12 protein-coding genes are annotated in these 12,931 nt (G+C 65.1%); 2 read left to right on the top strand and 10 right to left on the bottom strand.

The window, feature by feature from the left end; genetic code table 11:
• Positions 1-31: 31 nt before the first annotated feature.
• The 3 genes from E3T41_RS15760 to E3T41_RS18640 form a co-directional block, all read right to left on the bottom strand.
• Positions 32-4,873, bottom strand: a complete 4,842-nt coding sequence (locus E3T41_RS15760) for an NAD-glutamate dehydrogenase (RefSeq protein ID WP_134479325.1) — start codon at positions 4,871-4,873, stop codon at positions 32-34.
• 208 nt (positions 4,874-5,081) lie between these two features.
• Positions 5,082-5,930: a hypothetical protein gene (locus tag E3T41_RS15755; RefSeq protein ID WP_092448816.1), complete on the bottom strand. Its 849-nt coding sequence runs from the start codon at positions 5,928-5,930 to the stop codon at positions 5,082-5,084.
• Between the two features lie 196 nt (positions 5,931-6,126).
• On the bottom strand, positions 6,127-6,510 hold the full coding sequence (locus E3T41_RS18640; protein WP_241991200.1) for a Wadjet anti-phage system protein JetD domain-containing protein: 384 nt from the start codon (positions 6,508-6,510) through the stop codon (positions 6,127-6,129).
• On the opposite strand from E3T41_RS18640, the gene E3T41_RS18635 reads away from it, so the two are divergent.
• A complete protein-coding gene (locus E3T41_RS18635) occupies positions 6,509-6,829 on the top strand; it encodes a hypothetical protein (RefSeq protein ID WP_166791574.1) in 321 nt (106 codons plus the stop codon). The two genes, E3T41_RS18640 and E3T41_RS18635, sit on opposite strands and share 2 nt — an antisense overlap.
• Here E3T41_RS18635 and E3T41_RS15745 read toward each other — a convergent pair.
• The 6 genes from E3T41_RS15745 to E3T41_RS15720 all read right to left on the bottom strand — a co-directional run bounded on the left by E3T41_RS15745 (position 6,815) and on the right by E3T41_RS15720 (position 11,131).
• Entirely contained in the window at positions 6,815-6,994 is a 180-nt protein-coding gene (locus E3T41_RS15745; RefSeq protein WP_134479324.1) for a hypothetical protein, read from the bottom strand. The genes E3T41_RS18635 and E3T41_RS15745 overlap by 15 nt on opposite strands.
• Before the next feature lie 215 nt (positions 6,995-7,209).
• The gene (locus E3T41_RS15740) at positions 7,210-8,865 is read right to left on the bottom strand and encodes an AarF/ABC1/UbiB kinase family protein (RefSeq protein WP_092448819.1); all 1,656 of its coding nucleotides are present in this window, start codon (positions 8,863-8,865) and stop codon (positions 7,210-7,212) included.
• Positions 8,866-8,919: 54 nt separating this feature from the next.
• Positions 8,920-9,468, bottom strand: a complete 549-nt coding sequence (locus E3T41_RS15735) for a PadR family transcriptional regulator (RefSeq protein WP_092448820.1) — start codon at positions 9,466-9,468, stop codon at positions 8,920-8,922.
• A gap of 139 nt (positions 9,469-9,607) precedes the next feature.
• Positions 9,608-10,048, bottom strand: a complete 441-nt coding sequence (locus E3T41_RS18265) for a hypothetical protein (RefSeq protein WP_198415519.1) — start codon at positions 10,046-10,048, stop codon at positions 9,608-9,610.
• A 47-nt stretch (positions 10,049-10,095) separates the two neighbouring features.
• Positions 10,096-10,686, bottom strand: a complete 591-nt coding sequence (locus E3T41_RS15725) for a dihydrofolate reductase family protein (RefSeq protein WP_134479323.1) — start codon at positions 10,684-10,686, stop codon at positions 10,096-10,098.
• 34 nt (positions 10,687-10,720) lie between these two features.
• Positions 10,721-11,131: a DUF2256 and DUF3253 domain-containing protein gene (locus E3T41_RS15720; RefSeq protein ID WP_092448822.1), complete on the bottom strand. Its 411-nt coding sequence runs from the start codon at positions 11,129-11,131 to the stop codon at positions 10,721-10,723.
• Between the two features lie 90 nt (positions 11,132-11,221).
• On the opposite strand from E3T41_RS15720, the gene E3T41_RS15715 reads away from it, so the two are divergent.
• Positions 11,222-11,596: a YccF domain-containing protein gene (locus tag E3T41_RS15715; RefSeq protein ID WP_104133257.1), complete on the top strand. Its 375-nt coding sequence runs from the start codon at positions 11,222-11,224 to the stop codon at positions 11,594-11,596.
• A gap of 60 nt (positions 11,597-11,656) precedes the next feature.
• Here E3T41_RS15715 and E3T41_RS15710 read toward each other — a convergent pair whose 3' ends face one another.
• The gene (locus tag E3T41_RS15710; protein WP_104133258.1) at positions 11,657-12,883 is read right to left on the bottom strand and encodes an exonuclease domain-containing protein; all 1,227 of its coding nucleotides are present in this window, start codon (positions 12,881-12,883) and stop codon (positions 11,657-11,659) included.
• Positions 12,884-12,931: the final 48 nt, after the last annotated feature.

Genomic DNA, 12,931 nt, shown 5'->3' with positions numbered 1-12,931 from the left:
GGATGCTCCAGCGCTTCAGCGGGCTAGTCGGTCAGCGGCGCACGATGGAGCGCAGCAGCCGCACGGCGACCGACAGGGACGCCATGTCGTCCTGCGCGAGGGAGTTGACCTCCTCGAACACGCTGCGCGCCCGGCCGAGCTGTTCGGCGTTGAGTGCTTCCCAGGCGAGGAGGCGCTCGTCGGGGGCGCCGGCATCCGTTTCATCGAGCACGGACCTGGCCATGTCGGCGACCGTGGAGTACAAGTCGTCGCGCAGGGCAGCACGGGCGAGGGCCTGCCAACGGTCCTTGCGGGGCAGCTTGGTGATGCGCTCCAGCAGGTTGTCGACACCGAACCGGTTGTACACCGCATAGTAGATGGCCGCGACTTCGGTGACCGGAAGGTTGGACCGGGCGGCGACCTTGGCCACGTCCAGCAGCGCGTACGCCTCGAAGAGTTCCGACCAGCGGCGACCGAGATCGTCGGGCAGGCCCCATTCTTTGGCCTGCTCCTGCTGGGTTTCGAGGCGTTTGAGGTCGGCGCCCTGCAGGTATTCCCCGAGGTGCTCGCGCATCAGCGCGACCTGCGGCTGGTACTTTGCGATCACCCCGGCGACGGGCATATTGCCCCCATGGTTAACCTGCCAACGCACCGCACGGTCGAGCAGCCGGCGAATGTCGAGGTGAATCGCCGTCCACTTCTCGGTCGGGAACGATGACGGCAGCGCGTTGAGCTCGTCTACCATCTCGTTCAACTCGAAAATCTCCCGGAGGGCCACGAAGGCTCGCGCGATCGTCGCCTGGTTCGCCGACGTCTCCTCCATCGTGCGGAACGCGAAGGTGATGCCGCCCAGGTTGATCATGTCGTTCGCTACGACCGTCGCGATGATCTCCCGGCGAAGCGGATGCGTATCCAACTCGGCATCGAAACGTTCAGACAGGTGCGTCGGGAAATACCGGCGCAGGGTGCTGCCGAACCACGGGTCATCGGCCAGATCGCTGTCGCGCAGCGCGTTGGCCAGTTCGATCTTGGCGTAGGCCGCCAGCACGCTGAGCTCGGGGCTGGTCAGCCCCTGGCCCTGGTCGAGGCGCTCGCGCAGCGTGGCCGTCGTCGGCAGTGCCTCGAGCTCACGCTGCAGATCGCCGGATGCTTCGAGCCAGTTCATCAGGCGCTCGTAGCTCGGGCTCCAGTTATTGACGAGGACCCGGTCGTTGAGCAGCAGAATGTTCTGATCGACGTTATCGACCAGAACCAGGCGGCCGACCTCGTCGGTCATCTCGGCCAGAAACTCGGCCCGTTCGGCGGGGTCGAGCTTGCCGGCGGCGACCATACGGTCCACGAAGATCTTGATATTGACTTCGTGGTCGGAGCAGTCCACTCCGGCCGAGTTGTCGATCGCGTCGGTGTTGAGAATGACGCCATTGAGGGCAGCTTCAATGCGCCCGAGCTGGGTGAAGCCGAGGTTTCCTCCCTCACCGACGACCTTGACTCGCAGGTCCTTGCCGTCGACGCGAATGGAATCGTTGGCCTTATCGCCAACCTGCGCTGCGGTCTCGGTGCTGGCCTTCACGTAGGTGCCGATTCCGCCGTTGTAGAGCAGATCGGTCGGGGCCAGCAGAATTGCGCGCAGCAGCTCCGGCGGGCTCAGGTGCGTCGTGCCCTCGGGCAAACCGAGCACGACCTGTACCTCAGCCGAGATCGGAACAACCTTGGACTGGCGCGGAAAGACGCCGCCGCCGGCGCTGATCAGGTCGGTCGCGTAGTCGGCCCAGGAGGAACGCGGCAGTTCGAACAACCGCTTGCGCTCGGCAAAGGAAAGCGCCGGGTTGGGGGTCGGGTCCAGGAAGATGTGGCGATGGTCGAAGGCCGCGACGAGCTTGGTGTGCTTGGAGAGCAGCATGCCGTTGCCGAACACGTCGCCGGACATGTCGCCGACGCCGACCACGGTGAACTCCTCGGACTGGGCGTCGACGCCGAGCTCGCTGAAGTGGCGTTTGACCGACTCCCACGCGCCCTTGGCCGTGATGCCCATCTCCTTGTGGTCGTATCCGACCGAACCGCCAGAGGCGAAGGCGTCGCCGAGCCAGAAACCGTACTCTGCGGCGAGTTCGTTGGCGATATCCGAGAACGAGGCGGTTCCCTTGTCGGCCGCGACGACGAGGTAGGTGTCCGCGTCATCGTGGCTGACCACGCGGTTCGGCGGAACAACCCGTTCACCCTCGGGCGTTGCCACGAGGTTGTCAGTCAAATCGAGCAGCCCGCGCACGAAGGTTTGGTAGCTCGCGATGCCCTCGGCCATCCACGCCGCCCGGTCCAGTGCCGGATCTGGCAGCTTCTTGGCGAAGAATCCGCCCTTGGCACCGGTCGGCACAATGACGGCGTTCTTGACCGTCTGCGCTTTGACCAGCCCGAGCACCTCGGTGCGAAAGTCCTCGCGGCGGTCCGACCAGCGCAGGCCACCCCGGGCAACCTTGCCGAACCGCAGGTGCACGCCCTCGACGCGCGGCGAGTACACCCAGATTTCGTACATCGGTCGCGGTGAGGGCATCTGCTCGATCTGCGACGGATCGAGTTTAATGCTCAGATACGGCTTGTACTGGAAGAAGTTAGTGCGAAGCGACGCTTCGATCAGCGTGATCAGGGTGCGCAGCACCCGGTCGGCGTCGAGGGTCGCGACCTGCTCCATGGCCAGGGTGAGCTGGTCGCGCACGTCGGCGACGCGCAGCATCCGCTCATCGTCGGCGAGATCTGGGTCGAATCGGGCTTCGAATAGTGACACCAGGCCACGCGTAACGGCCGGGTTGGCGAGCAGGGCGTTGGCGACGAAACCGTAGGAGTTGGTGTTGCCGATCTGGCGCAGATATTTGGCGTAGCTGCGCAGGATCACGACGCGGTGCCACGGCAGGCCGTCCTGCAGAACCAGGCGATCGAGGCTGTCGGACTCGATGGCGCCGCTGATCGCAGCACCAAACGAGTCGGCCAGCAGAGTCCCGGTCGCGATCGGGTCGACTCCGGCCGGGTAGTGCAGGCCCAGGTCGTACAGGTAGAAGCGGCGCCCATCAGCGGTTTCGATGTCGAACGGCACCTCGTCGAGGACCTCGATGCCAAGGTTCTGCAGAAACGGCAGAATCTGGCTGAGGCTCTTCGGCTCGGTCATGTACAGCTTGATGCGGGCGTCTTCGGCGGGGTCACCGACACCGTGAGGCCGGTAGACGTGCAGTCCAGGGCGGGTTCGCGGGTCAGCGGATGCTCTCACCGGCGCAGCGCAGGCCTCGAACCGCCCGATGTCTTCGAGGGCATCGGCAATTTCATAATCGACCCGGTAGCTATCGGGAAAAGCTTCAGCCCAGACAGCGGCCAGGCGCTCGGCTTCCTCGACCGAGTGTGTCTCGCGGAGTTCGTCGCTGATCCCCTCGGGCCAGGACCGCACGGCCATGGCGAGACGGTGTTCCAGGGCGGCGGCATCGACCGTGTCGGCGGCGACATCCTTGGGCAAGCGGATGCGATAGAAGAGTCTCGCGAGTGCCGATTCGGTCATGCGCGCTTCGAAGTCGAGGGCCTCCGAGTGGAAGGTCTCCTGCAATTCCTTCTCAATGCGCAGGCGCACGGCGGTGTTGTAGCGGTCACGCGGCAGGTAGACCAGGGCCGACATGAACCGGCCGTAGATGTCGGGGCGCAGGAACAGCCGGGTACGTCGGCGCTCCTGCAGACGTTGGATGGCGAGCGACGCGGTGATCAGGTCGGGAACTTCGATCTGGAACAATTCGTCACGCGGGTAGGTTTCCATGATGCCGAGCAGGTCTTTGCCGCTGTGCGACTCGAGTGGAAAACCGACCTCGGTCATGACGGCCTTGACCTTTTCGCGCAGCACAGGAACGGCAGTGACCGAGCTCGTGTAGGCGCTCGCGGCGAACAGGCCGATGAAGCGCTGTTCTCCGCTGACCTGACCGGCGGCGTCGAAACTCTTGATGCCGATGTAGTCGAAGTAGGCGGGGCGATGCACGGTGGAGCGCGAGTTGGCCTTGGTGATCACCAGGGCGGTGCGCTCGCGCGCTTTCTGCCGACCGGCATCCGTTAGATGCTGAATCTGGTGACGATCGTCGGCGGAACGCAGCAGGCCAAGTCCGCTGCCGTCGATCAGGGTGAGGACGTCTTCGCCGTCCCGCGTCTCGAGGTTGTATTCGCGGTAGCCGAGAAAGGTGAAGTTGCCCTCGTCGAGCCAGTGCAACAGCTGCTGGGTTTGGGCGAGGTCCTTGACCTGATCGGCGCCGACGACCTTGTCGAGGGCGTTCGCGATCTGCATCGCCTTGGTGCGCATGAGCGGCCAGTCCGCGACGGCGGCGCGAACATCGCCGAGAACGGCTGTCACGCCAGCCACCAGCAGGGCCTGCTCCTCGTCGCTCGCACTGTCGATCTCAATGGCGATCCACGATTCGAGGTGCGAGGCGTCATCGCCGGTGGCGATCAGGTGGGCAATATTGGGCATCGCCGAGGTATCACCGCTGGAGACGCCAACACCGGCTGGAATGCGGTTGATGTCGACGAGTTCATTGCTGGCCTTGCTGCGGGCCACGATGAGCAGCGGGTGCACGACGAGGTGGATGGCGGAGTGCTGGCGCACCAGCTCGGCGGTGACCGAATCCACCAGGAAGGGCATGTCGTCGGTGACGATATAGATGACGCTGCGTCCGGGCTCATTCTGAATCTCGACCGAGGCCGTTTTGGGCACCCGGTACTGCGCGACCTTCCAATGGGCTCGCGCTCGGGCTTGCAATACTGGCGGGGAATAGTGCGCCGCGTCTTCGTCCGTCAAATGCTCATAATAATCAGTTATGAACGACTCGAGTGTGGGGTCTACCGGGGCTAGACCCGTAGGGGTGAAACCAGACGACATCGAAAAAACGCCTCCATCAAATATCTGCGCAGGGCTCCTGCAACGGGTACTTCGGTGTACCAGTCGAACTCAAACGTGGAGTTCCCTTACTTTCTCATCGTAGCGCTGGCCCCAGCGCCCCAGCCGTGCCGCCGCAGAACCTGCGGCGGCACGAAAGAACTGATGAGCGGCCCGATCTTCGCTACGGTTTGGTGTCGACGGCGGTCGGTCAGTACCAGCCGACGGACTGCGAGTGCGACCAGGCCGCACACGGCGTTCCATAGGAGGAGGCCTTGATATAGCCCAGGCCCCAGCTGATCTGCGTCGTGGCGTTGGTGGCCCAGTCGGTGCCAGCCGACGCCATCTTGCTGCCCGGCAGCGCCTGCGGAATGCCGGTCGCACCGCTGCTGGAGTTCAGGGCCGAGTAGGACCAGCCCGATTCCTTCTGCCACAGCCGGTCGAGGCAGCTGAACTGATCCTCGCCCCAGCCGTACTGGGAGGCGGCCATCGAACGCGCTGTGGCGCGGGCACCGTCGACGGTATTGCCGCCCGCGAGGGACTCCATTCGAGCGGCTTCAGCGGCGGCGGCCGCAGCGGCCTCGGCTGCAGCAACTTCAGCTGCGACCCGGTCGACTTCGGCGGTGGCCGCAGCAACTGCGACGGTCTGCGTCTTCGCCTGGGCCGTGAGGTCTTCGAGCTGGTCGATCGGCATGATCTCGTAGCTGGCGAGCGAGCTGGCTACCGAGGTGAGGGTGGAGGCATCCACTTTGCTCACGCTGGCGGCAATGACCAAGTTGGCTTGCGAGAGGGCAGCGGATGCGCTGTCGCGGCTGAGTGCCTCGCCGCGCTGGGCGTAATAGTCGAGTTGTTCAATCTGGCGGCCGGTGCTCTCGGCGAGTGCGGTCGTGGCTGCGATCCTGTCTTGCTTGGCATCAGCCGACTGGGCGGCGAATTCGCTGCCGGCGACGAGGCCGGTGACGACCAGCACGGCACTGGCGGCGAAGATAATCTGGTGCCCGCGTTTTGGGGATTTGCGGACGGTACGAGCATGGGAAGTTTCGAAGTTTTTTTGGCGCATATCCTTCATCGGGAGCGAGGACGCGGCGCTAGGTACGCCGGCTCGCCGGGTTTCGGGCTCGCGCGCTTCGGGTCGGCGCGGGCAAGGTCGCTAGCTTGCACCGCATTTTTGAACGAAACCTCACGATTTTCTCCGAATACCCTGACTTTCGGTCACGATCGCTCAGCCGTGACATACTTTGCGACCCGCGGGGTACCTAAGAGGGGTTCGCGGCGAGGGTGAGTAGCCGGGGCAATTCGTAGGTCCAGTCGATGCGTTCCTGCTCGCGGCGCACGTTTCCCTCCGAGCGGATGCGCTCGAGCGCGGTCTGCTCCCCCGCCGTCAGCGTCGAATACGTTCCGCCGGCGGCCTTCGGTTCCGGCACCCAGAGGTCGCGAAATTGCAGCAGGGTCGCCTCGTCCATGAGTGTGCTCGTGACGTTGTCGCAGCCCGAGCGGAGCGCGTGCAAAATGGTAAATCCGTCGGAGTCGAGGTCGCCCCAGTAGATGACGCGGCCCGTGTTTATCCACGGGATGGCGCCTAGGCGAGGCGCTGCATTGCCGCCGCCGTGCACGACGACGGTCTGGAACGCGCAGGCCATGGGCCGGCTCGATTTCGACGACCTGCCGGGCGAGCGGGAGTACTCCGGTTCGGGGGCCGACAACCAGTCCACACTCACCAACGTCATGTTCACCGACGCGCTGGTTCCGCGCCTGTCGGAAACCGGAGTCACCGCGAACGCCGTGCATCCGGGGCTCGTGAGTACGAGGTTCGGCGTCGAGGATCCCGTGCGGGCCCAGCGCCTGCTCGTGCCACTGTTGCGACCGTTCATGAAGCCTCCCGCAAAGGGCGCAGTCACCTCGATTTACGTGGCGACCACTTTTGAGCGGGGGGGGGTCCGCCTGCTACTTCACCAATAAGCGGCCCAGAAAGTCGTCGGCCGCCAGCGACGACACCGCGGCTGCGGCCCGGCTCTGGCAGGTGAGCGCCGATTTGGTGGGCCTGCCCGGTATCCGGGAGCGTTCGCCGCGAACGGATGCCGCCCGCCCGGTATAAAAGCCGGCTCCCGGGCGCTCTCTGCGCATAACTCCTGCAATTTGTTAGCGCCGCGCGACGAAAAAACGTCCCCGTAATTCCGAGGTGGAATGTCGCCCGCGGCCCAAATCGCAGGGGTTGTGCCGCTCTGGGCCGTGAAACGGATGCCGCAGCCGGCACCGCCGACCGCTCCGACCGGCCCTGGAACACGCGGGGACGGGTCGACTGCAAGTTTTTGCCGGACGACCAAACGGCTACGCTCCGTTCAGAACCCGCGACGCCCCGCGAACAGCGTGTGCAGCAGGGGGACGACCGACGCGACCATTAAGACGGTGCCCAGCACCGCATCATCCGCTCGCAGCAGCACGCCGGCGATGAGCAGGGCGCCGAACAGGAGCGCCGACACGGCTTGCCGCAGGGTGCGCTCGAGGCGGGCGACGCGCTTCTCGAGACCCGGGCTGGCAACCGCAACGGAGCCGTCTTCGATCCGGGTGATCAATCCGTCGAGGCGCTTGGGCAGGCGAACGGCGATGCCGACCGTCTCCGTTGCCTGCTTCGCGATGTCCTGCACGAAGTTGCCGCTCTCGTCGCGCAGCAGCTGCGCCGCGTAGGGCTCGACCGAATCCCAGAGGTTGAAGGCGGGATTGAGCGCGCTGGCCACGCCGGAGGTGAGCGACATGGCTCGGATGATGAGCAGAAAGTTCTCGGGCAGCTGGAACGGCAGCGAGCGCACCACGTCGCCGAACTGCACCGCGAATTCGCGGAACTCTCGCGGGTCCACCTCGCGCAACTCGGCGAAACCCATACCACCAAACCGGGCGAACAGAGTGGTCATGGCCCGTTCGAGCTCGGTCGTCTCGGCCGAGGGAAGGAGCACGCCGACATCGTTCATGGCATTGACCAGGCCGCGCCCATCGCGTGAGGCGGCCGCGATGAGCATTTTGCGCAGTCCGGTACGCGTGCTCGTGGGCACCTCGCCCATCATGCCGAAGTCAATGAAGGTGAGTTGCCAGCCGCGCTCGCTGTCGGCGTCCGGGGTGACGAAGATGTTGCCGGGGTGCGGATCGGCGTGAAAGAAGCCCCTCGTGAACATCTGGTCGAACATGACCTCGGCGAAGACCGGAGCCACCTCGGCCGGGTCGATGCCGGCCTTGATCAGGGCGTCGACGTCGGTGATCTTGATCGCCGTGACATCTTCGAGAGTGAGCACCTTGCGGGTGGTTCGTTCCCAGACGACACCGGGAACGCCGACTCGGTCGTCATCGGGAAAGGCCGCTGCGAAACGTTCGGAGCTGCTCGCCTCGTGCAGGTAGTCGATCTCTTCGAGACTCGTCTGTGCGAACTCTTCGACCAGCGCCGGCATGTCGACCCGGTTGGAGACGAGTTTCACATGGCTGAGCCAGCCTCCCACCTTGCGCAGGGCGGCAAGGTCGACGTCGATGATTTCGTCGATTCCCGGGCGCTGCACCTTGATAATGACCCCGTCGAGCCCCGTGTCAGCAGCATCGAGCGCGGTGAGCCGGGCGCGATGTGCCTGCCCGAGGGATGCCGCCGCTACCGGAGTCTCGTCGACCGACGTAAAGGCCCGTTCGAGCGGCATGCCCAGCTCCGCCTCGACAGCAGCGCGAATGGCCGCAAACAATACCGGCGCGACTTCGTCCTGCAGCCCCTCGAGCTCTTTAGTGATCTCGGGTGGCAGCACGTCAAGGCGCGATGACATGAACTGCCCGACCTTGATCATGAGACCGCCAAGGTCGGCCGCGAGCACGTGAAAACCCTTCGCGAAGCGCTGCATCCGCTTGGAGCGCGTGCGCTCGGCGATCTTCACCAGCCCGATGCGAGGCAGGAACAACTCGAACCACCACGTTATGGCGAGATACCAGCTGGCAAAACGCAGAATGCGGCGGTACCGGGCGCGCATGTTGCCCGCGCCCGAATTCGAATCGTAGCTACCTCGACGAGCCAGCGGCACCCGTCAGTCCTGGGCGAGGATCGAGTAGAGCTTGCGACGCGCGTCGTCGAGCACGGTTACAGCCTCTTTGATCTGTTCCGGCGATCCGGTGCGACCCACCTGAGCAGCAGCCTGGGCGAGTTCGATGCCCGCCTTCGGCAGCGCAGTGTGGGTGTGTGACCCGGTGGAGCTCGTCGCGGCCCACGGGGCGCTCGTGTCGGCGTCAGCGACTGCCGCGCGACCCTCATCGGTGAGCGAGTAGATCTTGCGACCGTTGTTCTCTTCGGCGCTGATCAGGCCCTCATCAGCCAGTAGCTGCAACGTGGGGTAGACCGAGCCGGCGCTGGGCTTCCAGGTGCCGCCGCTGCGCTCTTCGATTTCGTGGATGATCTGGTAGCCGTGCATCGGCTGCTCCGCCAGCAGGGCGAGCACCGCCGTGCGCACCTCACCGCGACCGGCTCGGGTGGCTGTGCCTGCCTGCTTCTCGAATCGGGAGCGGAACTGTTCCATGGCCTGCCAGATGCCGTCCATGTTGGCGGCGTTGAACCCGCCGGTGGGGAATGTGTTGCCCATGATTGCCTCCTCGGTATGACGTGCGAACGATATACAGCGATAGGTCTAACGATACCCAGCGATGGCCTCGAGCGTTACCCCAGAACGGATGCTCAGGGCTGGCTCCCAGACACCGCCGACCGATCATGGCAACTCTGTGTCAGGCGCCGTTTGCGTGCCTCAGCGCCAGCATCCGCTTGGAGCGTGCGCGTTGGAACAGCACGAGAAATGCGACGAGGGCCGCGGCACTGACCGCGCTGGCCACCCACACGTACCAAGCCTGCCCGGCTATCGCGAACAACACCAGGCCGACGGTGATCACCAGCGACATTATGGCCAGGGTGAGGTAACGTCCGTCGGCCTTCTCAAACGGATTCCGGAGTTCGAGTGGCGGCTGGGTCAGCGGTTCCCAGACAACAATAAAGAACGTGGCCACCGGCCCGAGAAACAGCGAGAGAACGAACCAGTTCCAGCGGGAACGGTTCTTCTGTTCGGCCAGGCCCGCATTCACCAGGGCTAACACGAACCACCCGCCACCGTTCAGCCACCAGTTGTTTTGCTGCACAGTCTGGGTGACGATCTCGCTTACGAAGTTGGGCATGCGTCATGCTCCCACGAATGGCGTCTCACGTGGGCGGGTCAATCCCTTCAGCGCACCACCCGATACGTCACGTGGGTGACCAGCTCTCGCTCCACCGAGCTGACCTGTTCCAGGTTGAGGTGTTCCAGTCCCGCCAGCAAGGGCTCGCCGGCGCCGAGCACCGCCGCCGCTACGTGCAGCCGCAATTCGTCGATCAGCCCGGCGGACAGAAATTGCCGCGCCGTCGCGGCCCCACCCGCAATCGCCACCTCGCGATGGCCCGCAACGGCGCGAGCCTGCTCCAGCGCCGCCAGGATGCCAGCGGTCACGAACGTGAAGGTCGTGCCGCCTTGCATCACGAGCGGAGCCCGCGGGTAGTGCGTCAGTACGAACACCGGCGCGTGGTACGGCGGGTCGTCGCCCCACCAGCCCGTCCACTCGTCGTCCCACTCGCCACGGCCAGGCCCGAACATGTTGCGCCCCATGATGCAGGCGCCCGCGGTCGCTATGGCGGCGATCTCGGCGGCGTTCTCATCGGGCCGCTCGAAACGCCAGCGGGCTAGTCGTTCGCCGTCCTCGCCCAGCGGATGCTGCAGGCTCTGATTCACGCCGGCCGCGTAGCCGTCCTCCGAGACCATCATGTCGCAGGTCACTGTCATTTTTGTGTGCTCCTTTTTATGTGGTGCGGAACGCTTATCGCGGCGTTCGCAACCGAATTGCACCCTTGGCGGTTGACGGGTCGACCACGACGCCGCCCTGGGTGATCTGTAATTCGCCGCGGGCGACCATGCGTCGTGCGGCTCGTCGGGCAGGCTCCATCAGGTCGCGCCACTCCTCGCCGCCGATGGCGCGCGCCGCGTCAGACGGACAGATCGTGGCATCGTGCGCGCTTTTGTGCAGCAATGACACGATGGTCGTTTCGAGCTGGAGGTCTGTCGTGTTGATCCCGTGTGAGCGGCAGGCTGCCGAGCAGTACTTCACCGAGTCCCAATTGTTGGCCCACTTCGCACGCCACTCGATGCGTCGCCCACACGACGCGCAGGTCTTATCCGCCCGGTCGGTTACGGGGTCAGCATCGGAACGGTGCCGTTGACGGTGGGCCATGGCCTCTATCTTGCCCGGAGTCCTGCAATCGTGCCACGTGTGTCTCCCGCACCGTGCCCGGCACGGGCGACCTGCGAGAATGGAACCACCATGAAGACCCTTCTCAACATCATCTGGCTCGTGCTGTCAGGCTTCTGGCTGTTTCTCGGCTACATGCTGGCAGCCGCAATCATGTGCATTCTCATCGTGACGATCCCCTGGGGAATCGCCGCGGCACGCATCGGCGTCTACGCGCTCTGGCCGTTCGGCAAGACCGTGGTCGACGCCCCGGGCGCCGGAGCCGCGTCACTGTTCGGCAATGTCGTCTGGGTGATTCTGGCCGGCTGGTGGATCGCCCTCGAGCACCTGCTCTCGGGCATCGCCCTCTGCGTGACGATCATCGGCATCCCGTTCGGCATCGCCAACTTCAAGCTGATTCCGGTCGCGCTCATGCCGCTCGGCAAGCAGATCGTCGACACGCCCTAACAAAGCGGATGCCGCCTGCTCCGTCGCCAAATCACGCCGGAGCCGGCGAACAACCGGAAGTCAGCGCAGAGGGAACGCCCCCGCCAGCCGGGCCAGGGCGGCCTCTCCCACGATCGGAATTCCGTAGTCGCGGGCCTTGCGCGCCTTGCCCGAGAGCGAGTCCGGGTCGGCGGCCACGAGCAGCGTCACCTTTTTGGTCACCGCACTTTTCGGCGCGAAGCCGCGGGCCAGCAACTCCGACTCCCAGTCGCTGCGGGGTCGGGTCATCTCGCCGGTCAGTACCACGAGGTCGCCGAGGTGCAGTTCGAAGTGTGTACTCGTCACGGTGACGACTGCCGTTTCCGGCTGGTCGAGTGCGGCGTCAAGGGCATCCGCTGAGATGTCGAGCAGGTTGGCGACGTCGACGAGGTCGGCCATCTCATCCGTTGTGAGCACGCCGTCGGCCCAGGCGATGCGGGCGAGCGCGGCGAAATACTCCCCGTGCAGCAGCTCGCACCGGTGGCGGCTGAGGCCGAGCTCCTCGGCGAGCTGTACGAGCGCCTGCGCTTCGTGGGCGGAGAGCTTTCGGTCCAGCAGGCAGCGGTCGAGCAGGGCGAGGTAGTCCTGGTGTTCGGCCGGCCCGGTGATCTCGGGCAGCCGCACACTGATGCGTTCCAGAAAAGCGGATGCCGTCTGCTCTGTCGCGAAATCCGGCCGCGGGTACCACGGGCGCTCCGGCAACGACAGGGTCGGCCAGCGGTAGGCGGCGGCACGGTCGAGGGCGTCGGCCCACAGGATCGGATCGGCGGCACCGGTGATGTAGTGGCTGAGCAGTTGGGCGGTGGCGCAGGTATCAACCGAGGCTCGGTGGGCACCGGTGAGATCGATGTCGTAGGCGGCGCAGCAGTCGGCGAGCGACCGGCCGGTGCCGGGTAGAAAGTCGCGGGCGAGCTGCATAGTGCACAGGCTGATCACCGGTTCGAAAATCGGGTAGCCGGCGCGGGCGAGTTCGGCGAGTAAAAAGCGGGTGTCGAACGCGGCGTTGTGGGCCACAATGACGCGGCCGTCCAGCAGCGCCACGAGCTGTGGGGCAATCTCGACGAAGCTGGGCGCATTCATGACATCGGCGGCGCGCACGCGGTGAATATCCTGACGACCGAGGTCCCGCCCGGGGTTAATGAGCGTCTCCCACTGCCCTTCGATCTGTCCGTCAGCGCTGACATGCGCGACGGCGACCTCGATGGCGCGGTCTTGGCCACCCGCGAAGAGTCCGGTGGTCTCGAAGTCGATGACGGCGAAACCGGGCATGGTACTCCTGAGCTGAGGGTGGTGGTTCTAAGACTGTAGCGAGGAGGC

Source organism: Cryobacterium sp. Hh38, from assembly GCF_004403235.1.
Lineage (GTDB): Bacteria > Actinomycetota > Actinomycetes > Actinomycetales > Microbacteriaceae > Cryobacterium > Cryobacterium levicorallinum.
This window is presented reverse-complemented; position numbering and strand designations above follow the sequence as displayed.

What these genes read in the sequence shown, in the direction of transcription:
- E3T41_RS15745 (WP_134479324.1), bottom strand. Translation starts at nt 6,994, where the DNA reads ATGCGCAGAGAGCGCCCGGGAGCCGGCTTTTATACCGGGCGGGCGGCA.
- E3T41_RS18635 (WP_166791574.1), top strand. Translation starts at nt 6,509, where the DNA reads ATGGGCCGGCTCGATTTCGACGACCTGCCGGGCGAGCGGGAGTACTCC.
- E3T41_RS15760 (WP_134479325.1), bottom strand. Translation starts at nt 4,873, where the DNA reads ATGTCGTCTGGTTTCACCCCTACGGGTCTAGCCCCGGTAGACCCCACA.
- E3T41_RS15710 (WP_104133258.1), bottom strand. Translation starts at nt 12,883, where the DNA reads ATGCCCGGTTTCGCCGTCATCGACTTCGAGACCACCGGACTCTTCGCG.
- E3T41_RS18640 (WP_241991200.1), bottom strand. Translation starts at nt 6,510, where the DNA reads ATGGCCTGCGCGTTCCAGACCGTCGTCGTGCACGGCGGCGGCAATGCA.
- E3T41_RS15755 (WP_092448816.1), bottom strand. Translation starts at nt 5,930, where the DNA reads ATGCGCCAAAAAAACTTCGAAACTTCCCATGCTCGTACCGTCCGCAAA.
- E3T41_RS15715 (WP_104133257.1), top strand. Translation starts at nt 11,222, where the DNA reads ATGAAGACCCTTCTCAACATCATCTGGCTCGTGCTGTCAGGCTTCTGG.
- E3T41_RS15735 (WP_092448820.1), bottom strand. Translation starts at nt 9,468, where the DNA reads ATGGGCAACACATTCCCCACCGGCGGGTTCAACGCCGCCAACATGGAC.
- E3T41_RS15720 (WP_092448822.1), bottom strand. Translation starts at nt 11,131, where the DNA reads ATGGCCCACCGTCAACGGCACCGTTCCGATGCTGACCCCGTAACCGAC.
- E3T41_RS15740 (WP_092448819.1), bottom strand. Translation starts at nt 8,865, where the DNA reads ATGCGCGCCCGGTACCGCCGCATTCTGCGTTTTGCCAGCTGGTATCTC.
- E3T41_RS18265 (WP_198415519.1), bottom strand. Translation starts at nt 10,048, where the DNA reads ATGCCCAACTTCGTAAGCGAGATCGTCACCCAGACTGTGCAGCAAAAC.
- E3T41_RS15725 (WP_134479323.1), bottom strand. Translation starts at nt 10,686, where the DNA reads ATGACAGTGACCTGCGACATGATGGTCTCGGAGGACGGCTACGCGGCC.